Source organism: Pararobbsia alpina (assembly GCF_902859895.1).
Lineage (GTDB): Bacteria > Pseudomonadota > Gammaproteobacteria > Burkholderiales > Burkholderiaceae > Pararobbsia > Pararobbsia alpina.
The window spans coordinates 38,931-61,501 of the sequence record NZ_CADIKM010000019.1 but is presented as its reverse complement, the minus strand read 5'-3'; the positions used below and the strand labels follow the sequence as shown (position 1 = coordinate 61,501).

The 22,571-nt window shown below is 62.6% G+C and carries 21 protein-coding genes and 2 tRNA genes; 5 read left to right on the top strand and 18 right to left on the bottom strand.

Annotation, left to right across the window (positions count from 1 at the left end):
- Positions 1–105: 105 nt before the first annotated feature.
- From HV670_RS18260 to HV670_RS18190, 15 genes are all read right to left on the bottom strand, one after another.
- Positions 106–182, bottom strand: a tRNA-Pro gene (locus HV670_RS18260).
- A 46-nt stretch (positions 183–228) separates the two neighbouring features.
- Positions 229–633, bottom strand: coding sequence for a MerR family transcriptional regulator (locus HV670_RS18255; protein ID WP_175106210.1), 405 nt, complete (start codon positions 631–633; stop codon positions 229–231).
- Positions 634–707: 74 nt separating this feature from the next.
- Positions 708–1,121 (bottom strand): integration host factor subunit alpha, encoded by a 414-nt coding sequence (locus HV670_RS18250; RefSeq protein WP_175106209.1) that lies wholly within the window; start codon positions 1,119–1,121, stop codon positions 708–710.
- A gap of 49 nt (positions 1,122–1,170) precedes the next feature.
- Complete coding sequence (gene pheT / locus HV670_RS18245) at positions 1,171–3,618, bottom strand: phenylalanine--tRNA ligase subunit beta (protein WP_175106208.1); 2,448 nt, start codon at positions 3,616–3,618, stop codon at positions 1,171–1,173.
- Between the two features lie 187 nt (positions 3,619–3,805).
- A complete protein-coding gene (gene pheS, locus HV670_RS18240; RefSeq protein ID WP_175106251.1) occupies positions 3,806–4,819 on the bottom strand; it encodes a phenylalanine--tRNA ligase subunit alpha in 1,014 nt (337 codons plus the stop codon).
- A gap of 238 nt (positions 4,820–5,057) precedes the next feature.
- Complete coding sequence (gene rplT / locus HV670_RS18235; protein WP_175106207.1) at positions 5,058–5,423, bottom strand: 50S ribosomal protein L20; 366 nt, start codon at positions 5,421–5,423, stop codon at positions 5,058–5,060.
- A gap of 27 nt (positions 5,424–5,450) precedes the next feature.
- A complete protein-coding gene (gene rpmI / locus HV670_RS18230) occupies positions 5,451–5,648 on the bottom strand; it encodes a 50S ribosomal protein L35 (protein ID WP_175106206.1) in 198 nt (65 codons plus the stop codon).
- Between the two features lie 285 nt (positions 5,649–5,933).
- A complete protein-coding gene (gene infC, locus HV670_RS18225) occupies positions 5,934–6,461 on the bottom strand; it encodes a translation initiation factor IF-3 (RefSeq protein ID WP_175106250.1) in 528 nt (175 codons plus the stop codon).
- Between the two features lie 51 nt (positions 6,462–6,512).
- Entirely contained in the window at positions 6,513–8,420 is a 1,908-nt protein-coding gene (gene thrS / locus HV670_RS18220) for a threonine--tRNA ligase (protein WP_175106205.1), read from the bottom strand.
- A 377-nt stretch (positions 8,421–8,797) separates the two neighbouring features.
- Positions 8,798–8,874 (bottom strand) — tRNA-Val (locus HV670_RS18215).
- 133 nt (positions 8,875–9,007) lie between these two features.
- Positions 9,008–11,239: a RelA/SpoT family protein gene (locus HV670_RS18210; protein ID WP_175106204.1), complete on the bottom strand. Its 2,232-nt coding sequence runs from the start codon at positions 11,237–11,239 to the stop codon at positions 9,008–9,010.
- A gap of 13 nt (positions 11,240–11,252) precedes the next feature.
- Entirely contained in the window at positions 11,253–11,606 is a 354-nt protein-coding gene (locus tag HV670_RS18205; RefSeq protein ID WP_175106203.1) for a RidA family protein, read from the bottom strand.
- Between the two features lie 229 nt (positions 11,607–11,835).
- Positions 11,836–12,717, bottom strand: coding sequence for an alpha/beta fold hydrolase (locus HV670_RS18200; protein ID WP_175106202.1), 882 nt, complete (start codon positions 12,715–12,717; stop codon positions 11,836–11,838).
- Positions 12,714–13,358 (bottom strand): CoA transferase subunit B, encoded by a 645-nt coding sequence (locus tag HV670_RS18195; RefSeq protein ID WP_175106201.1) that lies wholly within the window; start codon positions 13,356–13,358, stop codon positions 12,714–12,716. Before HV670_RS18195 ends, HV670_RS18200 begins: the two co-directional genes overlap by 4 nt.
- A gap of 2 nt (positions 13,359–13,360) precedes the next feature.
- Complete coding sequence (locus tag HV670_RS18190; protein WP_175106200.1) at positions 13,361–14,068, bottom strand: CoA transferase subunit A; 708 nt, start codon at positions 14,066–14,068, stop codon at positions 13,361–13,363.
- A 205-nt stretch (positions 14,069–14,273) separates the two neighbouring features.
- On the opposite strand from HV670_RS18190, the gene HV670_RS18185 reads away from it, so the two are divergent.
- Positions 14,274–14,819 carry a PAS and helix-turn-helix domain-containing protein gene (locus HV670_RS18185; RefSeq protein WP_175106199.1) on the top strand — a complete coding sequence of 182 codons (546 nt, stop codon included), beginning with the start codon at positions 14,274–14,276 and terminating at the stop codon, positions 14,817–14,819.
- Between the two features lie 56 nt (positions 14,820–14,875).
- Here HV670_RS18185 and HV670_RS18180 read toward each other — a convergent pair whose 3' ends face one another.
- Complete coding sequence (locus HV670_RS18180; protein ID WP_175106198.1) at positions 14,876–15,652, bottom strand: SDR family oxidoreductase; 777 nt, start codon at positions 15,650–15,652, stop codon at positions 14,876–14,878.
- 259 nt (positions 15,653–15,911) lie between these two features.
- On the opposite strand from HV670_RS18180, the gene HV670_RS18175 reads away from it, so the two are divergent.
- On the top strand, positions 15,912–17,585 hold the full coding sequence (locus HV670_RS18175; RefSeq protein ID WP_175106197.1) for an electron transfer flavoprotein-ubiquinone oxidoreductase: 1,674 nt from the start codon (positions 15,912–15,914) through the stop codon (positions 17,583–17,585).
- Positions 17,586–17,604: 19 nt separating this feature from the next.
- Here HV670_RS18175 and aroC read toward each other — a convergent pair whose 3' ends face one another.
- Both aroC and HV670_RS18165 read right to left on the bottom strand, forming a co-directional pair.
- Positions 17,605–18,732 carry a chorismate synthase gene (aroC, locus tag HV670_RS18170; RefSeq protein WP_175106196.1) on the bottom strand — a complete coding sequence of 376 codons (1,128 nt, stop codon included), beginning with the start codon at positions 18,730–18,732 and terminating at the stop codon, positions 17,605–17,607.
- Positions 18,733–18,917: 185 nt separating this feature from the next.
- On the bottom strand, positions 18,918–19,373 hold the full coding sequence (locus HV670_RS18165; RefSeq protein ID WP_175106195.1) for a CBS domain-containing protein: 456 nt from the start codon (positions 19,371–19,373) through the stop codon (positions 18,918–18,920).
- Positions 19,374–19,626: 253 nt separating this feature from the next.
- On the opposite strand from HV670_RS18165, the gene HV670_RS18160 reads away from it, so the two are divergent.
- From HV670_RS18160 to HV670_RS18150, 3 genes are all read left to right on the top strand, one after another.
- Entirely contained in the window at positions 19,627–20,934 is a 1,308-nt protein-coding gene (locus HV670_RS18160) for an O-acetylhomoserine aminocarboxypropyltransferase (protein WP_175106194.1), read from the top strand.
- 188 nt (positions 20,935–21,122) lie between these two features.
- The gene (locus HV670_RS18155) at positions 21,123–21,959 is read left to right on the top strand and encodes an alpha/beta fold hydrolase (protein WP_425511440.1); all 837 of its coding nucleotides are present in this window, start codon (positions 21,123–21,125) and stop codon (positions 21,957–21,959) included.
- 178 nt (positions 21,960–22,137) lie between these two features.
- A complete protein-coding gene (locus tag HV670_RS18150; protein ID WP_175106193.1) occupies positions 22,138–22,458 on the top strand; it encodes an Mpo1-like protein in 321 nt (106 codons plus the stop codon).
- Positions 22,459–22,571 lie beyond the last annotated feature (113 nt).

Below are 22,571 nucleotides of genomic sequence, written 5' to 3'. Positions count from 1 at the left end.
TTCGGATGATAGTCTGACCTTCCGCCATTCAGGTAACCAGACGGTAACGGCGCAGCAAAAAGAAAAAGGCCTTATGGACATGCATCCATAAGGCCTTGATTTCTTTGGTCGGGGCGAGAGGATTTGAACCTCCGACCACCTGCACCCCATGCAGGTACGCTACCAGGCTGCGCTACGCCCCGAAAGAACGAAATTATAACAGAGCAATCGACCGCATTGTGCAGACTTCTATCGCTTTCCAAGCAATGCGATCACATGCTGCAACTCGGCACGCAAGGCATCGAAATCGACCATTCCTTGCACACTGCTCCCACTACCACCACTGCCCTGCCCCACCTTCCCAACCTGCTCCACCATCGGTTCCACGATCTCGTTGCCCTGGGCATCGAGCCGGTTGCGTGCACCGTTGATCGTGAAGCCCTGCTCATACAACAGCTCCCTGATGCGCCGGATCAGCAGCACTTCATGATGCTGGTAGTACCGCCGGTTACCGCGTCGTTTAACCGGTCGTAACTGGGTGAATTCCTGTTCCCAATAGCGCAACACATGCGGCTTGACGCCACATAGCTCGCTGACCTCACCGATGGTGAAGTAGCGCTTCGCGGGTATGGGAGGCAATGTGACTTTTTCCATCGAGGCCAGGCCGTCGACTCAAAAAAGTGGAACGATAAATGGTGGGCAACAACGCAAACCCCGCAAACCCACGTTCAAAGGTTCGACGAGGTCTGGCCGACACCGGTCTCCACAAGCGACTTCAACTTCTGGCTCGCGTGGAATGTCACGACGCGGCGCGCGGCGATCGGAATCGCCTCGCCGGTCTTCGGATTGCGCCCGGGCCGCTGCGGTTTGTCGCGTAGCTGAAAATTGCCGAAGCCGGACAGCTTGACGCTGTCGCCGCTCTCGAGCGCGTCGCGAATTACCTCGAAGAAGGCTTCGACCATGTCTTTCGCTTCGCGCTTGTTCAGTCCGACGTGATCGAACAGCAACTCGGCCAGCTCGGCCTTGGTCAGGGTCGGCGTGTCTGTCTGCGCCAACCCGCTTCCGTTGATGCTGATGTCGTTGTCTTCTGTCATCGCGGTGCGCTGCGCTGCGAGAAGCGCCTCAAATTCACTCGAGTTCATTTTTTCTAAGGGTCAAAAAAAACAGGCGCATTTTTACGCGGGAGGTAGCTTACCCGCGCAAGCGCGCGCCATAGACTCGAGCCAGGCGATCCATCAATGTCTTGATGGCCAGTTCGACCGTTTCGTCCTGCAAAGTCCCGCCAGTATCTTGCAGGGTTACACGGAACGCAAGGCTTTTTTGGTCCACTCCGAGGCCTCCTGAAACGGTCGCCGTTGGACGGAATTCATCAAATAAAACAACCTTTTGGACGTATTTGCAAGCAGGTTCTTCCTGGGCTTTTGCAAACTCGTCCAGCAAGCTCTGGACTTCGATTTTCTGGTCGACGACGATCGCGATATCGCGCTTCACGGGCTGGAATTTCGACACCTCGACAAGGGCCGGCAACGGACGGATCTGCGCGGCATCGACGTCGATTTCGAATACGACGGGCGCATTCGGGAGCTCGTATTTTTGCAGCCAGCGCGGATGCAGTTCACCAATCCAGCCGATCGTCTTCCCGTGCAACTCGACTCGCGCGGAACGGCCCGGATGCAAGGCGGGATGCATGTCTTTCACGAACCGCGGCACAGCCGGCGCCAACAGCGCCTCGAGATCGCCCTTCACATCGAAATAGTCGACGGGACGACTCTTCACACCCCACTGCTCTTCGAGCACGGGTCCGTAAGCGAGCGCACCGATTCGCTTGGGCTGCAGAAAACCGGCGACCTGAAGCTCGCCGGCCTCCACGGTCGAATCGGCCATGAACACCCGGCCGAGTTCGAACAGACGCACCCGGTCTGCCTTACGGTTCAGGTTGAAACGCAGGGTGTTCAGCAGGCTGCCGAATAGGGTGCTGCGCATCACGGAGTACTGTGAGGCGATCGGATTGAGCACGCGAATCGGATCGGTATTGCCCGCGAAGTCCTGTTCCCACGCCTCTTCGACAAAACCGAAGTTGACGGTTTCAGAGTAGTCGCGCGCCGCCAGGGCGTGGCGCAATGCATGAATCGAGCGCAGGGTCTCGTCGGTCGGCCGCATCTCGCTGGGCGCGACCGGCGGCTCCGCCGGCAGGTTCTCGAAGCCGTGGATACGCGCGACTTCCTCGATCAGATCTTCTTCGATCTCGATGTCGAAGCGGTACGGCGGCGGCGTAACGATGAACTGTTCGTCGGCGCTGCCCGCACCGCGGTGTTCGAACGACAGGCCAAGGCGCGTGAAGACGGCCGCGATCTCTTCGCCGTTGATCGGAATCCCGATCACGCGGCCCGCACGGGCGACACGCATTACAACAGGCTTGCGCACCGGCACATTCACTTGCTGGTCGTCGACCGGGCCGGCATGGCCGCCACAGACGTCGAGGATCAACCGGGTGATGTACTCGATATGTTCAACCGTCGTCGAGTAGTCGACACCGCGCTCGAAGCGATGAGCGGCATCGGTCGAAAAATTGTAGCGGCGCGCGCGGCCGCGAATGCTATCGGGCCACCAGAAAGCGGCTTCGACATAGATGTTCTTCGTATCGAGGCTGACCGCAGTGCTGTCGCCGCCCATGATGCCGGCGAGACTTTCGACTTCGCGTTCGTCAGCAATCACGCCGACCTTGTCGTCGACCTCGATCGTGTTGCCGTTCAGCAGCTTGAGGGTTTCACCCTTGCGGCCCCAGCGCACATCGAGCGAGCCATGGATCTTGTCGAGATCGAAGACATGGGTCGGACGGCCCAGCTCGAGCATCACATAGTTCGAGATATCGACAAGAGCCGAGAGGCTGCGCTGGCCAGAGCGCTCGAGGCGCTCGACCATCCAGTCGGGCGTCTTCGCATGGGCATCGACGCCACGAATGATTCGGCCCGAAAACCGGCCACACAGATCGGGCGCGGCAATACGCACCGGCAGCGTGTCCGCAAGTGTGACGGCCGCGGGTGCAAATACCGGTGTTTGCAACGGCGCGCCGGTAATCGCCGCGACCTCGCGCGCGACACCGAACACTGACAGGCAATCGGCCTTGTTCGGCGTGAGCTTGATTTCAAAGATCGTGTCGTCGAGGTTCAGGACCTTGCGGATGTCCTCGCCGACCGGGGTATCGACCGGCAGGATCATCAGGCCGCTGTGGTCTTCGCTAAGCTTCAGCTCGCGGGCGGAGCACAGCATCCCCTGGCTCTCGACGCCGCGCAGCTTCGACAGCTTGATCGCGAACGGCGCGCCCCCCTCTTCAGCCGGTGCAAGCTCGGCACCCACCAGCGCGCACGGTATCTTGATGCCCGGCGCGACATTCGGTGCGCCGCAGACGATCTGCAGCGTCGCGCCGGTACCGGCGTCGACCTGGCAGACGTTCAGCTTGTCGGCGTTCGGATGCTTTTCGACGGACAGCACCTGGCCGACGACGATCTTCGACGTCGGCGGGGCGATCGGACGCAGGTCTTCGACCTCGAGCCCGGACATCGTCAATGCATGAGCAAGTTCGTCGGTCGTCAGTTGCGGGCTGACGAAGCTTCTGAGCCAGGATTCTGGGAATTGCATGGATCGCTAACGTTCGTTTTGTTGGGTGGACCGCGTGGGTCGGCTGCCCGGCTGATCGCCCGGATTCTGATCCATCCGGATGATCAGGCTTGCTGAAACAGTCTCGGCTCAAGCCCTGTCACAGGCATTGACCCGATGAGGAGCACGGGCATCCGCCACACGCTCCGCAATGCATCAAGCACGCGCCTCAAGCAAACTGCCTCAGGAAGCGCAGGTCGCCTTCAAAGAACAAGCGCAGATCGTCGACGCCATAACGCAACATCGCCAGCCGTTCGAGACCACTGCCGAATGCGAAGCCGATATAGCGTTCGGGGTCGAGGCCCATATTGCGTATCACCGTCGGATGCACCTGACCCGAGCCGGAGATCTCGAGCCAGCGTCCCGCATTCCGGCCACCTTCGAAGCGCATGTCGATCTCGGCCGACGGTTCGGTGAACGGAAAGTACGAGGGCCGAAAACGAATGCTGATGTCGTCGCGCTCGAAAAACTTGCGCAGGAAATCGGTATAGACGCCCTTGAGATCCGCGAAGCTCACGTTCTCGCCGATCCAGAGCCCTTCGACCTGGCTGAACATCGGCGAGTGCGTCGCATCGCTGTCGACGCGATAGGTGCGGCCCGGCGCGATGACCTTGATCGGCGGCTTGTGCATGCGCGCATAGCGAACCTGCATCGGGCTCGTATGCGTGCGCAGCAGCAGCGGGCGGCCCTGCTCGTCCTTGGCGTCGACGTAGAAGGTGTCCTGCATCGAACGCGCGGGATGGTTCTCCGGGCTGTTCAATGCGGTGAAGTTGTACCAGTCGGTTTCGATCTCGGGGCCGTCGGCCACATCGAAGCCGATCGACCGGAAGATCTGCTCGACCCGCTCCCACGTGTTCATCATCGGGTGCAGCGTGCCCATGCCCGTGCCCCGGCCCGGCAGCGTCACGTCGATCGCCTCGGCGGCGAGACGGCGGTTGAGCAGCGCATCGGCGAGCGCCTGGCGGCGGCCGTTCAGCGCTTCTTCGACTTGTTGCTTGGCGGCATTGATCCGTGCGCCTTCGGCCTTGCGTGCGTCGGGATCGAGCTTGCCGAGACCTTTCATCAGCTCGGTGATCTTGCCGGTCTTGCCGAGGAACCGCGCCTTCTCGTTTTCGAGTGTCGCAGGGTCATCAGCGCCGGCGAATGCGCGCTGCGCATCCGCGACGATTTCTTGCAGGTCCAGGGTTTCCATCGTCGTCACGTCGGTCTTCCACAAAAGCAAACAATCGCGGGTTCAACAAAAAAGGGGCTCGGTTAGGAGCCCCGTTTTGTGCGACGCCGGACCCCGGCGTCGCGGCTGCCGCGATCATCGGACACCATGATCGCGACACCCTCAGCCCAGACAACGGGCTTGCTCAGGCAACCTCGGGCATCGGCGATTCAGCGGCGGGCCGCTCGATGCCGACACCCCGAAGGGGCACTTAAGCCGAAGCGGACACCACCGCCTTCACTTGCTTCACGATTGCCGCGAAAGCAGGCTTGTCGGTCACAGCCATATCAGCGAGGACCTTGCGGTCCAGTTCGATCGACGCCTTCTTCAGGCCGTTGATGAATACGCTGTACGTCAGTCCATGCTCACGGGTACCCGCGTTGATACGGGCGATCCACAGTGCGCGGAAGACGCGCTTCTTGTTGCGACGATCGCGATAGGCATATTGCCCAGCGCGCATCACCGCCTGCTTGGCGATACGGTAGACGTTATTGCGACGGCCGCGGTAACCCTTGGCTTGGTCGATAACTTTCTTGTGACGGGCCCGCGCGGTTACCCCACGTTTGACTCGAGGCATATTTCTCTCCTGTGAGTGGTTGGTGGGTTAAGCGAACGGCAACATCGCGCGCACGGAACCGACGTCCGACGCGTGAACACCCGTGCTGCCGCGCAGGTGGCGCTTGTTCTTCGTGGATTTCTTCGTCAGGATGTGGCGCTTGAAGGCTTGACCGCGCTTGACGGTACCGCCCGGACGCACCACGAAGCGCTTCGCAGCACTCTTCTTGGTTTTCATCTTCGGCATTGCTACTCCAGATTTCTATATGCCCGTGGGTGTGCGGCTCAAAGCGCCGCCCTTGTAGGACCCGCGTTCACTTATTGCGACGGTTACCCGCCGCGCTGACGGTTTCGAAAGCGATTGCCACGTCGATCCGCTGACGCGGCGGCTCCTTGCCGCCATGCGATGCCAACCCTGACCGGGCTGGCATCGCGTCCGGACAGCTGCAAGAGCAGCCGTCACGAATTTTCCCGGACTGCCCCGCGCAGGGATTTCATCGCGCGCCGCAGCCCTTCAACATTCCACGCGTACTTACTTCTTTTTCTTCGGCGACAGCACCATCACCATCTGGCGCCCTTCCATCTTCGGCATCTGCTCGACCTGACCGAACTCATCGAGGTCGGTGCGCAGGCGTTCGAGCACGCGCATACCGATTTCCTGGTGGGCCATTTCGCGGCCGCGGAAACGCAACGTGATTTTCGTCTTGTCGCCTTCGTCAAGGAAGCGCACGAGATTGCGCAGCTTGACGTTGTAGTCGCCATCGTCCGTACCCGGGCGGAACTTCACTTCCTTGACCTGGATGACCTTCTGTTTCAGCTTGGCTTCGTGGGCCTTCTTCGACTCGGAATACTTGAACTTGCCGTAGTCCATGAGCCGGCAGACAGGCGGCACGGCTTGCGGGGCAATTTCCACCAAGTCGACATCCGACGCTTCAGACAGGCGGAAGGCCTCGGCCAGCTTCACGATACCGAGGGGCTCGCCCTCGACTCCGACCAGACGCACCTCCGGCGCGGTTATTTCACCGTTGATGCGATGAGCAGACTTATCAGCAGTAGCGATGTTACGTTTCCTCTCAGAATCTGAATATTTTAGCCGCGCTGACCGATGGCTTTACTTGAACAGGCGCAGATCATCGCGCAGGCGTTCAACGAAGGCATCGACTGGCATTGTGCCAAGGTCGACACCGCCACGGGCACGCACGGCTACCGTTTGGGCATCACGCTCTTTGTCGCCGACCACAAGCAGATACGGCACCTTCTGCAGCGTGTGCTCGCGTATTTTATAGCTTATTTTTTCGTTTCGCAAATCGCTCACGACCCTAAGCCCTTGTTTTTTCAATGTTTGCGCAACTGCTTCCGCATATTCTGCTTGGCTCTCCGCAATATTGCAGACCACGGCCTGCACCGGGGCCAGCCACGAGGGCATCGCGCCAGCGAAGTTTTCGATCAGAATCCCGATAAACCGCTCCATCGAACCGACGATCGCACGGTGCAGCATCACGGGCCGGCGGCGCGTATTGTCCTCCGCCACATACTCGGCATCGAGGCGCTCGGGCAGCACGAAATCGAGCTGAAGCGTGCCGCATTGCCAAGAGCGGCCCAGCGCGTCCTTGATGTGGTATTCGATCTTCGGACCGTAGAACGCACCCTCGCCCGGTAATTCTTCCCACTCGACGCCCGATGCTCGCAGCGCATTGCGCAGGCCTTCTTCGGCGCGGTCCCACGTTTCGCTCGAGCCGGCGTGCGGCTCGGGGCGCAGCGAGAGCTTGATGTCGATGTGCGTGAAACCGAAATCCTTGTAGACGCTCATTGCCAGCGCATGAAAGGCGATCGATTCGGCAACGATCTGGTCTTCCGTGCAGAAGATGTGCGCATCGTCCTGCACAAATCCGCGTACGCGCATCAGGCCGTGCAGCGCACCCGACGCTTCGTTGCGATGGCAGGAACCGAACTCCGCGTAACGCAACGGCAGGTCGCGGGACGAGCGCAGGCCGTGGTTGAACACCTGAATATGACCCGGGCAGTTCATCGGCTTGAGCGCATAGTCGCGCTTCTCCGACTCGGTCGTGAACATGTTCTCGCGATAGTGCTGCCAGTGTCCCGAACGCTCCCAGAGCGAGCGGTCCATGATCAGCGGCGTGCGGATCTCCTGATAGCCCGCATCGTCGAGGCGGCGGCGAATGTACTGCTCGATCTGCTGCCAGAGCGTCCAGCCCTTCGCGTGCCAGAACACGAGGCCCGGTGCTTCGTCCTGCAGATGGAACAGATCGAGTTGCCGGCCGAGCTTGCGATGGTCGCGCTTCTCGGCTTCCTCGAGCATCGTCAGATAGGCTTCCTGGTCTTCCTTGCGCGCCCAGGCCGTGCCATAGATGCGCTGGAGCTGTTCGTTCTTCGAGTCGCCGCGCCAGTAGGCACCGGCCACCTTCATCAGCTTGAAGACCTTGAGCTTGCCCGTGCTTGGCACGTGCGGCCCGCGGCACAGGTCGGTAAAGCCACCGTGCGAATAGAGCTTGATCTCATCGCTCGCGGGAATCGAAGCGATGATCTCGGCCTTGTAGTTCTCGCCGATGCTCTTGAAGTAGGCGAGCGCCTCGTCGCGCGAGACGACCTTGCGCGTGACCGGCTCATCCTTCTTCGCGATCTCCTGCATGCGCTTTTCGAGCTTCTCGAGATCTTCGGGCGTGAAGGGGCGGCTGTACGCGATGTCGTAGTAAAAGCCGTTCTCGATCACGGGACCAATCGTCACCTGCGCTTCAGGGAACAGGTCCTTGACCGCGTAGGCAAGCAAGTGCGCCGTCGAGTGCCGGATGATTTCCAGACCGTCGCCGTCCTTGTCGGTCACGATTGCGAGCGAGACGTCATGGTCGATCGTAGTCGACGTATCGACCAGTTCGCCATCGATCTTGCCGGCCAGCGCCGCTTTCGCGAGGCCGGCGCCAATCGACGCGGCGACCTCGGCCACCGTCACCGGGTGGTCGAACGGTCGAACCGAGCCGTCAGGCAAACGCACCGAAATCATTCAATTCTCCGTGCCGCATCGCGGCAGTGATCAAAGCACACACAATAAGGCGAAGGGGTGACAGTCAAACGGCGGAACAACGAACAACAAAAGCATCAGATAAAAAAAATGCGGCCTCGTCTGTCGAGGCCGCATTCTTGTCTTACCGCTCGCGCTACAGAAGCGATCAGCGTAACAGGTCCTCGACTAGCGTCGCTTCCGAGTGGTACCGGTAAACGTTCGCGGTGTCATAACCATGTTTTGCTTATTCCCTGTCTGGCACAAATAAGTTCGAGTGCTGCGTTGGGGTACTGCCGCAGGACGTTCTCACTTCCCACATCAAACCACATCTGCACTGCCGGCCTGCCGTGAAGTTTCTCACGTCACGCCGATGTCGTTGGTAGGCTCGATTGGATTCGAACCAACGACCCCCACCATGTCAAGGTGGTGCTCTAACCAACTGAGCTACGAGCCTGAAGAAGCAGCGATTATATGGAGCTTTAGCGGAGATGGGAAGCCCCTTCTGAGAAAAAAATGCTTCCTTGGGAATGCCTTCCCGCCGCCGCCCCGGCCGGTACCCCTTGCCGCACGCATTCCCGCGTCCCTGTCTACTTGCGCACCGCGCGAACGACGCCCTGGATTTCGCCGAGCAGCGACGTCACGCGCTGCAGCTGTGCGGCGCTCGATACCTCGACCGTGAACTGCATGAACGCCGCGTTGCGCTGGGTCATCGTCTTCACGCCGATCACATTGGTTTTCTCGCGCGAAAACACTTCCGAAATATCGCGCAGGAGCCCCTGGCGGTCGCTCGCCTCGATCGCGAGATTGACTGGATAGACCGATGCCCCCCTGCCCTCCAGCACGTCGTCGGACCATGCCGTATGCAGTACCCGCTCAGGCGCACGCGAGGCGAGCCGCGCGAAGCTCGCGCAGCTGCGCCGGTGGATCGAGACGCCCTTGCCGCGCGTGACGAAACCCACGATCGGATCGGGCGGCGCAGGCCGGCAACACTTCGCCAACTGGGTCAGCAGCGCGCCAACGCCGACGACCAGCACACCGCTCGACGCGCCTTGCGCGACACTCGACTGGCTGCTGCGCTTGGTCGTGATCTCGGGCTCCGGCACGGGCGCGACCACCGGGCCGTGGTCACGCACCGCCTGCTCGACTGCGCGCAGGCTGAACTCTTCCTTGCCGACGACATTGAACAGGTCGTCGGCTGTCTTGAAGCCGAGCTTCGTCGCGAGTTCGTCGAGATTGACCGATGTCTTTCCCTCGCGCTGGAGGGTCTTTTCGACGAGCGCACGACCCGCCGAGATGTGCTCGTTCTGCTCGATCGCGTTGAACCACACGCGCACCTTCTGGCGGGCGCGCGGACTCTGCAAATAGCCGAGCTGGGGGTTGAGCCAGTCGCGCGACGGGCCGCCCTGCTTGATCGAGATGATCTCGACGGTCTGGCCGTTTTCGAGCGGCGTATTGAGCGGCACCATGGCGCCGTTCACACGAGCACCGCGGCAGCGGTGGCCGAGCTCGGTATGCAGGTGATACGCGAAATCGACGGGCGTCGCGCCTTGCGGCAGCGCAACCACGCGCGCCTCCGGGGTCAGCACGTAGATATGGTCGTCGAGCGTCGCCTGCTTGAGCTGGTCCCAGGCGCCCGCACCCTCGGCCTCGCCGCCCGGCGGCGCATCGGAGATATCGTCCTTCCAGGCGAGCAGTTGCCGCAGCCAGGCGATGCGCTCGTCGTATTTGTCCTGCGCGGTGACGGTGCCCGTGTAGGCCTTGGCCCCGGCTTCCTTGTACCGCCAGTGCGCGGCGATGCCGTATTCGGCGAAACGGTGCATCTCCTGCGTGCGGATCTGCACTTCGAACGCCTGCCCGTCGTCGGCGATCACGACCGTATGCAGCGACTTGTAGCCGTTCGGCTTGGGCCGCGAGATATAGTCGTCGAACTCCTTCGGCACCGGCTGCCAGATATTGTGGACGATGCCGAGCACCGCATAGCAATCCTTGACGCTGTCGACGATCACGCGAAACGCGCGCACATCGTAAAGCTCGGAAAAGTCGAGCTCCTTGCCGCGCATCTTTCGCCAGATGCTGTAGATATGCTTGGGGCGCCCCGACACATCGGCGCGGATATCGGCCGCCGCCAGCTCGCGCTCGAGCCGCCCGATCGCGGCTTCGACGAAGGCTTCGCGCTCGGCGCGCTTTTCATCGATCAGCTTCGCAATCTGCTTGTAGGTCGCGGGCTGCTCGAAGCGGAAGGCGAGATCCTCAAGCTCCCACTTGAGTTGCCAGATACCGAGCCGGTTGGCGAGCGGCGCGTAGATCTCGAGCGTTTCGAGGGCGATCTCGGGCGCGGGCGCCGTCTTTGTCGCCGCATGAAAACGCAGGGTCTGCAGGCGCGAAGCGAGCCGGATCAGCACGACGCGAATATCCTGCGCGAACGCGAGCAGCATCTTGCGCAGCGCTTCGACCTGTTCGCGGCGCAGCGTCGCGGCACGCGCCTCCTTCATCCCGTCCTTGGCGATGCGCGCACCGACCCGCAGGCGCAGCAGCTTGCGCACGTCCGCGACGAGGCCCGCGACCTCGTCGCCGAACCGCGCGGCGATCACCTTGTCCGCATCGTCGAGCAGTTCGCCAAACGGGAACAGCAGCGCTGCGATATGCGTGGGCGGATCGACGTTGAGCGTGTCGACGATCCGCGCGGTGCCGATCGCGTGATCGGCCACGGGTTCGCCCGAGTGCATCGTCAGCCCGGCCGCATGCTCGTTCAGGAAGGCGAGCGCATCCTCTAGCAAGATCGGGTCTCCATCCGTTACCGACCTCTGCCGGCCGGTCATGCTCAGTGGGCGCTCAGTCGCGTTGCGCCGCAACGATCACCATCTCCACCCGGCACTTCGGGTTCGCCAGTGGCGCTTCTACCGTCGCGCGCGGCGGCGTGGCGCCCGGCACGACCCAGCTCTCCCACACGCTATTCATGCCTGCGAAATCGGCCATGTCGGCAATGAAGATCTGAGTCGACAGAATCAGGCTCTTGTCGCTGTTCGCCTCGGCCAGCAGGCGGTCGATCGAGGCGAGCACTTCCCGCGTCTGGCCGACGATGTCGAGATCCGGCGTGTCGGCGATCTGGCCCGCCAGATAGACCGTACCATTATGGACGGCAATTTCAGAAAGACGCGGGCCGACATGGAAACGCTGGATAGCCATTTTGGGTGTTCCGTGGAATACGTGCTTGAAATCGAAGGGAAAAGGACACGCGACGAAGTCGCTCGCTCATGCGAGTCGACAGTGTGGCGGGCCGCGCCAGTCGGCTGGACGGCCGATGCCGCAGCCTCCATAGGCGATATTTTGACATCCTCCCCTATTTGAAGGAAGAGGACCTTACCTCGCCGGCCTGAGGGCCGAGGTTTCTCGGAGACACGGATGACTCAGCCTGCTAGCGGCCGAGAAAGAACGTGCGTGCGACCTGGACCTGGGCCGGGTCGACGAAGGTCGGCGCATGGCCGACGCCGGGGATTTCGACGCTCGATGCATGGCGCGCGCGTTCGACCATTTCCGCAGTCGTTTCGCGCGACAGCAAATCGGAGCGCTCGCCCCGCACCACGAGCAGGGGCCCGTCGAACACCGCGAGGCCATGCCAAAGCGTCGCCTCACCCGCGGCCGCCTGTTCGGGCGTGATGCTATGGAACGGCTCTGCAATGCGCGGATCGTAGCGTAGCGTCCAGCCGCCGTCCTGCTCGCGCAGCAGCGGTTCGGACAGGGCACGCCACTGCTCGGGCGTATGTGGTCCGAACGACTGCGAGATCTGCCACAGGTAGTCGACCGCCTGCTGCTGCGAATCGAAGCGGACCGGCTGCCCAAGATACTCGCCGATACGCTGGAGCGCGTCGGCCTCGATGCGGGGGCCGACGTCGTTGACGAGCATCTTCCTGACCGGCGTATCGGGCAGACCGGCAAGAGCCATGCCGATCAGGCCACCCATCGACGTACCGAACCAGTCGACTTTCTCGACATTGAGCCGCGCGATCAGCGTAACCATGTCGGACACGTATTGCAGCACGCCATAGTAACGCGGATCGGCCAGGCGCCCCGAGCGCCCACGGCCGACCACGTCGGGGCATACGACGCGATAGTCGCGCGCAAGCGCCTGGGCCAGCACGTCGAAGTCGCGGCCGCTACGGGTGAGGCCATGCACGCACAGCAGCACGTTCGGATTGGCCGGTTCGCCCCATTCCGTGTAAGCCATCCGGTGCAAGCCCGCGGGGCTTGCGCACTGGACGCTGCGCGCGCGCGGCTGCAGGCTGGCCTCGCCTGTCATGCAACGAGCGCGCTGACGTCGAGCGGCGCACCGGTTTTCGCAACGATCTCTTCCACCGTGACACCCGGTGCGAGCTCGACGAGCTTGAGGCCGTCGCCGGTCACATCGATCACGCCGAGGTCCGTGATGATCACATCGACCACGCCCACACCGGTCAGCGGCAGGTTGCACTGATCGAGGATCTTGTGCTGGTCGCCCTTCGCGACATGTTCCATCAGCACGACGACACGCTTGACGCCCGCGACGAGGTCCATCGCGCCGCCCATCCCCTTGATCATCTTGCCGGGGATCATCCAGTTCGCGAGGTCGCCCTTCGCGCTGACCTGCATCGCGCCGAGAATCGCCAGGTTGATGTGGCCGCCGCGGATCATCGCGAAGGAATCGGCCGATGAGAAGATCGACGAGCCCGGCAGCGTCGTGACGGTCTGCTTGCCGGCATTGATCAGATCTGCGTCGACTTCGTCATCGTAGGGCGAGGGGCCGATGCCGAGCAAACCGTTTTCCGATTGCAGCCAGACTTCGACGCCGTTCGGCACGTGGTTCGCGACAAGCGTCGGCAGGCCGATGCCCAGATTCACATAGAAGCCGTCCTGCAGTTCCCGAGCGGCGCGTGCCGCCATTTGATTGCGATCCCAGGCCATCTTCAAACTCCTTCTCGTGCGCGGACGATGCGTTGCTCGATCCGCTTTTCTGGATTGGCGTTCAGCACGAGGCGCTGGACGAAAATACCCGGTGTGTGGATCGCATCGGGATCGAGGCTGCCGGTTTCGACGATCTCCTCGACCTCGGCGACCGTCACGCGTCCGGCCATCGCGCACAGCGGATTGAAATTGCGCGCGGTGCGCCGGAAGATCAGGTTGCCGGCCTTGTCGGCCTTCCATGCCTTGACCAGCGCGACGTCGGCCGTCAGGGAACGTTCCATCACATAGGACTCGCCCTCGAACTCGCGCGTTTCCTTGCCGTCGGCCACGATCGTGCCGAAGCCGGTACGCGTGAAGAAGGCCGGAATGCCCGAGCCGCCCGCACGCAGCTTTTCCGCCAGCGTGCCTTGAGGGGTGAATTCGAGCTCGAGTTCGCCCGCGAGATACTGGCGCTCGAACTCCTTGTTTTCGCCGACGTAGGAAGAAATCATCTTCTTGATCTGACGGGTTTCGAGCAGCAGGCCGAGACCGAAGCCGTCAACACCCGCGTTGTTCGAAATGCAGGTGATGTTCTTCACGCCGGTGTCGCGCAACGCGGCGATCAGCGCCTCGGGAATCCCGCACAGACCGAAGCCGCCGACGGCAAACACCTGGCCATCCTTGACGACATCCTCCAGCGCCTTGGCGGCGCTCGGATATACCTTGTTCATCGTTCGTCCCTACTTGTGCTTTTGAATGAGGCAAGCCGGACCCGGGGTCGCGGCACCGAGCGCCAGATTACGCTGCTCACGGACTACGGCACAATACGCAAAACTACATACCCGCCGGGCCTTCGCCCTCGGGCCACCGGAGTTGCGCGCCGCGAGACGCCACAACGCGCCGCGCGGGCCCCGGATTTGCGCAAAAAACGAGCCGATGCCCGCACTAGACTATCAAACCGCGTTTCAACTCGCCCCGGTCGGGCTCGTGATCTCGCGCGACCGCATCATCGAAGACTGCAATGACCGCGCGATGTCGATCTTCGGCATGCGGCGCGAGCAGATGATTGGCCAGTCTTTCGCCATCATCTATCCGTCCCCCGACGAGTTCGAACGTATCGGCCGGCGCATTGCGACGGTGATGCAGGCAAGCGATGTGTATTCGGACGACCGCATCATGAAGCGCGCGGACGGCGAGCTTTTCTGGTGCCACGTGACCGGCCGCGCGCTCGACCGACTGCATCCGCACGCAAACGGGGTGTGGACGTTCGAGGATCTCAGCAGCACGCGGCGCGTCGCCGTCCAGTTGACGCCGCGCGAGCGCGAGATCGCCGCGCAGCTGCTGAGCGGACAGACCAGCAAGCAGATCGGAAGGATCCTTTCGATCAGCCCGCGCACGGTCGACGTCTATCGCGCACGGCTGATGAAGAAATACGAGACGAGCAATGCGACGGAATTGCTTCAACGTTTGATCGGGAGCTGAGGCGGCCCCGCCCTCCCCATCCTCGTGCTCGTACGCTTACTCTTACACCGCGAATTTTAGGAGGCCCCGAATCCATCGTCGGCCGAAATCACCGAGCCGTTGATGAACTGCGAGTCATCGGAAGCCAGCAGAAGCAGCAGGCCGTCGAGGTCCTCGGGCTTGCCGACGCGGTGGCGCGGCAGCATCGCCACCAGCTTCTTGCCGTGCGCGGTGCTCCAGTGGTGATGATTGATTTCCGTATCGATATAGCCCGGGCAAATCGCATTGACATTGATCCCGTGCCGGCCCCATTCGAGCGCCATCGACTTCGTCATGTGCACGACGGCCGCCTTGCTCATGGCATAGATGCCGATCTGCGGCAGCACGCGCAGGCCCGCGACCGAGGCGACATTGATGATCCGATAGCAGGGCTGACCGTTCGGCTTGCCGCGCATGACCATCCGCTTGGCCACCTCCTGCGCGACGAAGAATGCGCCGCGCGTGTTCGTGTCGAACACGAATTCATAGTCGTCCGGCGTGACGTCGAGCAGCTTCTGCGTTGTCGAGACGCCCGAGTTGTTGACGAGGATGTCGATCGACCCCGCTTCGGTTTCCGCATGGGCGATCGCTGACCGGATGCTCGAATAGTCAGTCACGTCGAGCGCGACCATATGTGCGGCGCCGCCCTTGGCCTCGATCTCCGCGCGTAGTTCCTTGAGCCGTTCGACGCGCCGGCTCGCGAGTACGACCTTCGCGCCCGCATCCGACAGGACATGCGCAAAGCGCTTACCCAAGCCGCTCGAAGCGCCTGTCACCAGCGCGACCTTCCCCTCCAGATTGATCGAGCGACCCATGTGCCCTCCCTTGTTCCTGTGGCCGGTCCGTATGACCCCTACGTACGACGCATGCATGCATGCTAGCCTTGCGCCCCGTCAAGTCCGGCACACTGGCGAGACCGCAGCGTAACGCGCCTTGCGTCCGGGCGCACGCCGATTGTAAGCATCGGCAAAAATAGAACGATCGTGCTAGTCGCGGTATCATCGGTTGCGAGACCTTATCGCTTTCCCCGACAATACGGCCCGAAGGCGAATATTCTAAACGGCAGAGGAGCCCATGACCCCCACCAGCCTGATTGAGCAGTTCGGACCCCGCGAGTCGATGGAATATGACGTCGTGATCGTCGGCGGCGGGCCGGCCGGACTGGCGGCCGCGATCCGCCTGAAGCAGCTGGCCGCGAGCAACGGCGCCGAGCTTAACGTCTGCGTGCTCGAAAAAGGTTCGGAAGTCGGCGCGCATATCCTTTCCGGCGCCGTCATGGACCCGCGCGCCCTGACCGAACTGCTGCCGGACTGGAAGGCACAGGGCGCACCGTTGAACGTCGAGGTCACCGAAGACCGGTTCATGTTCCTGACGAAGGACGGCGCACGCAGCCTGCCCGAATGGGCCCTGCCGGACAGTCTCAAGAACCACGGCAACTACGTGATCAGCCTCGCGAACGTCGTGCGCTGGCTCGGCCAGCAGGCCGAAGCGCTCGGTGTCGAGATCTTCCCGGGCTTCCCGGCGGCCGAGATTCTCTACAACGACGACGGATCGGTCAAAGGCGTCGTCACCGGCAATATGGGACTGGGCCGCGACGGTGAGCCCACCGATCATTTCCAGCTCGGCATGGAGCTGCATGCGAAGTACACCCTGTTTTGCGAAGGCGCGCGCGGCCATCTGGGCCGTCAGCTCGGCGAGCGCTTCAAGCTCGGCAAGGATGCCGACCCACAGGTCTTCGGCCTCGGCATCAAGGAGCTCTGGGAGATCGACCCGGCCAAACACAAGCCCGGTCTCGTGATGCATACCGCGGGCTGGCCTCTCGAAAACGACACCTACGGCGGCTCCTTCCTCTATCACCTGGACAACAACCAGGTGATCGTCGGCTTCGTGGTCGGACTCGGGTATCAGAACCCCTATCTATCGCCGTTCGAAGAGTTCCAGCGCTACAAGACGCACCCTGCGATCCGGACGTTTCTCGAAGGCGGCAAGCGCGTGTCCTATGGCGCACGTGCCATCACGGCGGGCGGACTGACTTCATTGCCGAAGCTCGTGTTCCCGGGCGGCGCGATCGTCGGCGACGACGCGGGTTTTCTCAACGTGTCCCGCATCAAGGGCAGTCATGCGGCGATCAAGACGGGCATGCTCGCCGCTGAAGCCGCATTCGAAGCGGTGCGGGCCGGACGTCAGCACGACGAACTCAGCGCCTATCCCGAGTCATTCAGGCAGTCGTGGCTGTATGAAGAACTCCACCGTTCGCGCAATTTCAAGCAGTGGGCAAGCAAGGGACTTTGGCTCGGCACGCTGATGAACGGGATCGAGCAAAAGCTGTTCGGCGGCAAGGTGCCCTGGACACTGCATCACCAGCATGCGGATCACGAGACGCTGAAGCCGGCCTCGCAATTCAAGCCGATCAGCTATCCGAAGCCCGACAACCAGCTCACGTTCGACCGGCTGACCTCGGTATTCATTTCGAACACCAATCATGAGGAAAACCAGCCGGCCCACCTCACGCTCAAGAATGCGAGCGTGCCTGTCGAGGTGAACCTTGCCGAGTATGCGGGTCCCGAGCAGCGCTATTGCCCGGCGGGGGTCTATGAGTTCGTCGGCCAGGACGAGGGAACGCCGCGCCTGCAGATCAACGCGCAGAACTGCGTGCACTGCAAGACCTGCGACATCAAGGATCCGACCCAGAATATCGTCTGGGTGACACCTGAGGGCGGTGGCGGGCCGAACTACCCGAATATGTGACCTGTCGCCCCGGCAAGCTTTATTTCTGCGTCGTCAGGCCGCCTTGCGAGGCCTCGGACGCGGGAATCGCCGGCGTCGACACCTGCACGTCGCCGCATTGGGCGCGGTGGCGCAAGGCATGATCGATCAGCACGACCGCGAGCAGCGCTTCGGCGATCGGGGTCGCGCGAATGCCGACACAGGGATCGTGACGCCCGAAGGTCTCCACGACGGCCGCCTCGCCGGCCTTGTCGATCGAACGGCGCGGCGTGCGGATGCTCGACGTCGGTTTGATCGCAATCGACACCGTGACGTCCTGCCCCGTCGAGATGCCGCCGAGCACGCCACCCGCGTGATTGCCGACGAAACCGTTCGGCGTGAGTTCGTCGCCGTGGAACGAACCGCGTTGCCGGACGCTGCCGAACCCCGCGCCGATCTCGACGCCCTTGACCGCATTGAGGCCCATCATTGCATGCGCGATATCGGCGTCGAGCCGGTCGAACAGGGGCTCGCCGAACCCGACGGGCACGCCGCTCGCGACGACATTGATGCGCGCGCCGATCGAATCACCCTCCTTGCGCAGCGCATCCATGTAGGCCTCGAGTTCCGGCACGATCGCCTGGTTCGGCGCAAAGAACGGGTTCTCGCTCACATGGGCTGCATCGACGAAGGGAATGTCGATCTCGCCGAGCGCGGCCATATAGCCATGGATTTGCACGCCGTACTTCTCGGCCAGCCATTTCTTGGCGACCGCGCCGGCAGCCACCACGGGCGCGGTCAGCCGGGCCGAAGAACGGCCGCCGCCGCGGTAGTCGCGCACTCCGTATTTGTGCCAGTACGTGTAGTCCGCGTGACCCGGCCGAAAGGTCTGCGCGATATTGCCGTAGTCCTTGCTGCGCTGGTCGGTATTGCGGATCAGCAAGGCGATCGGCGTGCCGGTGGTCACGCCTTCAAACACACCCGACAGGATTTCGACCTGATCCGCTTCCTGACGCTGGGTCACGTGACGCGAGGTGCCCGGCTTGCGGCGGTCGAGATCGTGCTGGATATCGGCTTCGCTGAGCGACATGCCCGGCGGGCAGCCGTCGATCACGCACCCGATCGCGGGACCGTGGGATTCGCCGAAAGTCGTCACTGCGAAGAGCGTACCGAGGGTATTGCCGGACATGCGGAAAGCCTTGTCGAAAGATGAATGCCGAGCGCGAATTATAAACGGCCGTGGCCCTACCCTCGAAGGGCGTGGACACGGCCGTGCGGACTGGCACTGCTCACGGACGCCTTATGAAGCCCGGACAAGGCCGTCATCGGTGACCGGCGAGGTCCGGCAGACGCCCAAAAAGCTCGCGGACGCGCTCAGTTGCGCACCGGTTCCTGCTCCTCGGGCCAGTCGCGGATATAGGCCTTGAGCATCCGGTTTTCGAAACCCTGCTCTTCGACGACGGCCTTGGCGACGTCGTAGAACGAGATCACACCCATCAGCGTGTTCTTTTCGACCACCGGTAGATAGCGCGCATGCCTTTCGAGCATCATGCGCCGGATTTCATTGACGTCTGTCTCCGGCGTGCAGGTGATCGGATGGTCATCCATCACCTTACGAATCTGCGTGGTGCCGAGCGTTCCGCCCAATTCGCGCAGCGTCAGGATGATTTCGCGAAACGTGAGCATGCCCACGAGTTCGCCGAACTCCATCACGACGAGCGAGCCGATATCGTGCGAGGCCATGGTCGTGGCGGCCTCGGCGAGCAGTGTGTCGGGCGTCACCGTGAACAGCGTGCTGCCCTTGAGCTTCAAAATATCACTGACTTTCATCGTCGTCTCCGCTTTTGATCGACCGGGCTACGCACCCGTGCCGGCCTGCGCCGGAAGGTATTCAACATGGTTCGATGCTAGCGGAAAGACCCTCAAAAGGAAAGGCAAGCCGCACGTCGAGAAGGCCATGGCGCAAGGCCTCCAGCCTATTTTACTGGTGCGTCGCAGCAATTGTCGCGCATGCCGTGCGCCGGGTTACGATCTGCGCTGGCACGTTCCCGCATGCCCCAGGTAACAAGGAGGACAGCATCCTATGGCCGGGCCCCGCTTCGACACCCTCACACTGCACGCCGGCGCGGCGACCGACCCCGCCACCGGCGCGCGCGCTACGCCGATCTATCAGACGACCTCATTCGTATTTCGCGACAGCGACCACGCTGCGTCCCTGTTCAATATGGAACGCGCCGGGCATGTCTATTCGCGGATCTCGAATCCGACCGTCGCGGTGCTCGAGGAGCGTGTCGCCGCGCTCGAGAATGGCGCGGGCGCGATTGCCACGGCGAGCGGCCAGGCTGCCCTCCATCTCGCAATCGTCACACTCATGGGCGCCGGCGCGCATATCGTCGCCTCGTCGGCGCTTTACGGTGGCTCGCACAATCTGCTGCACTACACCTTGCGGCGTTTCGGCATCGAGACATCGTTCGTCAATCCGCGCGAGCTCGACGCGTGGCGTGCGGCGATCCGTCCCGAGACGCGCCTGCTGTTCGGCGAAACGCTCGGCAATCCGGGGCTCGACGTGCTCGATATACCGCGCGTCTCGGCGCTCGCGCATGAACACCGAATTCCCTTGCTCGTCGATTCGACCTTCACGACGCCGTATCTGATGCAGCCGTTCGCGCTCGGGGCTGACTTCGTTTACCACTCCGCGACGAAGTTTCTCGGCGGTCACGGCACGACGATCGGCGGCGTACTGGTCGACGGCGGCACTTTCGACTTCACGCGCTCGGGCCGCTTTCCCGAAATGACTGAGCCTTACGACGGTTTCCACGGCATGGTGTTCTCCGAAGAAAGCACGGTCGCGCCATTCCTACTGCGCGCACGTCGCGAGGGGCTTCGTGACTTCGGCGCATGCATGCATCCCCAAGCCGCATGGCAGTTGCTCCAGGGCATTGAAACCCTGCCGTTGCGCATGGCTCGTCATGTCGAAAACACGCGCCGCATCGTTGAGTTCCTCGTCGCGCATCCCCTCGTCGCTTCGGTCGCCTACCCGGAACTGCCTGGGCATCCCGATCACAAGCTCGCGCAGGCATTGCTGCCGCGCGGTTGCGGCGCCGTGTTCAGCTTCGACCTGCGCGGCGACCGGGCAATGGGTGCGCGATTCATCGAGGCACTTCAGTTGTTCTCTCATCTGGCGAACGTCGGCGACGCGCGTTCTCTCGTGATCCATCCGGCGTCGACAACGCATTTCCGGATGGACCGCGACGCGCTCGCCGCCGCGGGCATCGGCGAGGGCACGGTCAGGTTGTCGATCGGGCTCGAAGATCCGCTCGACCTGATCGACGACCTCAAGCGCGCACTGAAGGCGGCGGGCACGCCCCCCGACGCGCGAGGCGCACGATGAACATCACCATGAATGCATCCGGCGCCGAAACTATCGCCCCCGGCTCCGCCAATGGCATCGGCACCGGCGATGTCACTGGCACTCGCACTGGCACTGGCACCGGCACCGGCATTGGCATTGGCACAGGCTCTGGCTCTGGCTCTGGCTCTGGCTCTGGCTCTGGCACGGACGATGGCGCCGACACGCGCATCGTGACAACCGAACCCGCCCGACCGACGGCCTACGTCTACACGGGCGGCAAACCGTTCGATCCGGCCCTGCCAAGCGTCGTGCTGATCCATGGCGCCCAGCACGACCATAGCGTGTGGGCATTGCAGTCGCGCTACCTCGCCCACCACGGCCTGAATGTCCTCGCGGTCGACCTGCCGGGCCACCATCGCAGCGAAGGACCGCCTTTGACATCGGTCCGCTCGATGGCCGACTGGCTGCACCGACTACTCGACACGCTCGCCATCGAACACGCCTTGCTCGCGGGCCACAGCATGGGCTCGCTCGTCGCGCTCGAAGCCGCGGCGATGCGACCCGCGCGCACCAGCGGTCTCGTCCTGTTCGCCACCGCGATCCCGATGCGCGTATCCGATGCCTTGCTCGACGCCGCTGCCAAGCGCGAACCCGAAGCGATCGACATGGTGAACCAGTGGTCGCACAGCACGCTCGCCGCCAAGCCGTCCTGCCCCGCTCCCGGCTTCTGGCTGCAAGGAATGAACCAGCGCCTCATGCAGCGGGTGTCGGCCTGCTCCGACGCCCCCGTTTTTTCGATCGACTTCACCGCCTGCAATCAATACGAGAACGGCCTGCAAGCCGCGGCCGCGATCCGCTGCCCAGCGCGCATCGTCGCCGGCCGCCGCGACGTGATGACGCCCGCCAACCGCCTGCGCGCGTTGACCACCGCACTCGAATCGACCGGCATGCCGGTCGACACCGTGACGCTCGACTGCGGCCACGCCATGCTCGCCGAACAGCCCGAAGGCTGCCTCGATGCGCTTTACAGCTTCGCCTGCCGGCACGTGCTGCAACCGTCTTGAAGCAATCGTAAGGCAATGCGCGGGAAGTCGCGATTCGGCCAAACGGCCGACTTGTCAGTCGGGGTCGACAGGAACAAAATGAAGTGGCTGCTGATCGTGCGCGCAAAAATGACGGTCGCATGACACGATGTCACGTGTCGCGCGATCGCCCGCATCGGGCAGCGAAAAGGAGCGAACCATGCAACCCACTCTGCAAAGCGATCATTTCGCAAGCTTCGGCGAGTTCTATCCTTACTACCTGAGCGAGCACCGCAACATGACCTGTCGACGGCTGCATTTCATCGGCTCGCTCGGTGTCATCGGCTTCGTGGCGCTCGCGTTCGCGACCGCCGACTGGCCATGGCTGATTGCGGCGGTGGTTTGCGGATACGCCTTCGCATGGGTCGGCCATTTCTTCTTCGAACACAACCGGCCCGCGACATTCAAGCACCCGCTCTATAGCCTGATGGGAGACTGGGTGATGTTCAAGGATATCTGCACGGGGCGCATTTCGTTGTAGGTCTACATCCCGAGTGCACCGCTGGCCTGCCCCCCGGGGTCGTCACTTGACCCCGGCACCCGTTCCGACATCCCGACCTGGCCCGGACCGCCCCGGTGCTGGCGACGGGCAAA

Bases quoted from the DNA above. Each gene is read 5' to 3' on its own strand.
- HV670_RS18255 (WP_175106210.1), bottom strand. From the start codon at position 633: ATGGAAAAAGTCACATTGCCTCCCATACCCGCGAAGCGCTACTTCACC.
- HV670_RS18250 (WP_175106209.1), bottom strand. From the start codon at position 1,121: ATGAACTCGAGTGAATTTGAGGCGCTTCTCGCAGCGCAGCGCACCGCG.
- pheT (WP_175106208.1), bottom strand. From the start codon at position 3,618: ATGCAATTCCCAGAATCCTGGCTCAGAAGCTTCGTCAGCCCGCAACTG.
- rplT (WP_175106207.1), bottom strand. From the start codon at position 5,423: ATGCCTCGAGTCAAACGTGGGGTAACCGCGCGGGCCCGTCACAAGAAA.
- rpmI (WP_175106206.1), bottom strand. From the start codon at position 5,648: ATGCCGAAGATGAAAACCAAGAAGAGTGCTGCGAAGCGCTTCGTGGTG.
- thrS (WP_175106205.1), bottom strand. From the start codon at position 8,420: ATGATTTCGGTGCGTTTGCCTGACGGCTCGGTTCGACCGTTCGACCAC.
- HV670_RS18210 (WP_175106204.1), bottom strand. From the start codon at position 11,239: ATGACCGGCCGGCAGAGGTCGGTAACGGATGGAGACCCGATCTTGCTA.
- HV670_RS18205 (WP_175106203.1), bottom strand. From the start codon at position 11,606: ATGGCTATCCAGCGTTTCCATGTCGGCCCGCGTCTTTCTGAAATTGCC.
- HV670_RS18200 (WP_175106202.1), bottom strand. From the start codon at position 12,717: ATGACAGGCGAGGCCAGCCTGCAGCCGCGCGCGCGCAGCGTCCAGTGC.
- HV670_RS18195 (WP_175106201.1), bottom strand. From the start codon at position 13,358: ATGGCCTGGGATCGCAATCAAATGGCGGCACGCGCCGCTCGGGAACTG.
- HV670_RS18190 (WP_175106200.1), bottom strand. From the start codon at position 14,068: ATGAACAAGGTATATCCGAGCGCCGCCAAGGCGCTGGAGGATGTCGTC.
- HV670_RS18185 (WP_175106199.1), top strand. From the start codon at position 14,274: ATGCCCGCACTAGACTATCAAACCGCGTTTCAACTCGCCCCGGTCGGG.
- HV670_RS18180 (WP_175106198.1), bottom strand. From the start codon at position 15,652: ATGGGTCGCTCGATCAATCTGGAGGGGAAGGTCGCGCTGGTGACAGGC.
- HV670_RS18175 (WP_175106197.1), top strand. From the start codon at position 15,912: ATGACCCCCACCAGCCTGATTGAGCAGTTCGGACCCCGCGAGTCGATG.
- aroC (WP_175106196.1), bottom strand. From the start codon at position 18,732: ATGTCCGGCAATACCCTCGGTACGCTCTTCGCAGTGACGACTTTCGGC.
- HV670_RS18165 (WP_175106195.1), bottom strand. From the start codon at position 19,373: ATGAAAGTCAGTGATATTTTGAAGCTCAAGGGCAGCACGCTGTTCACG.
- HV670_RS18160 (WP_175106194.1), top strand. From the start codon at position 19,627: ATGGCCGGGCCCCGCTTCGACACCCTCACACTGCACGCCGGCGCGGCG.
- HV670_RS18150 (WP_175106193.1), top strand. From the start codon at position 22,138: ATGCAACCCACTCTGCAAAGCGATCATTTCGCAAGCTTCGGCGAGTTC.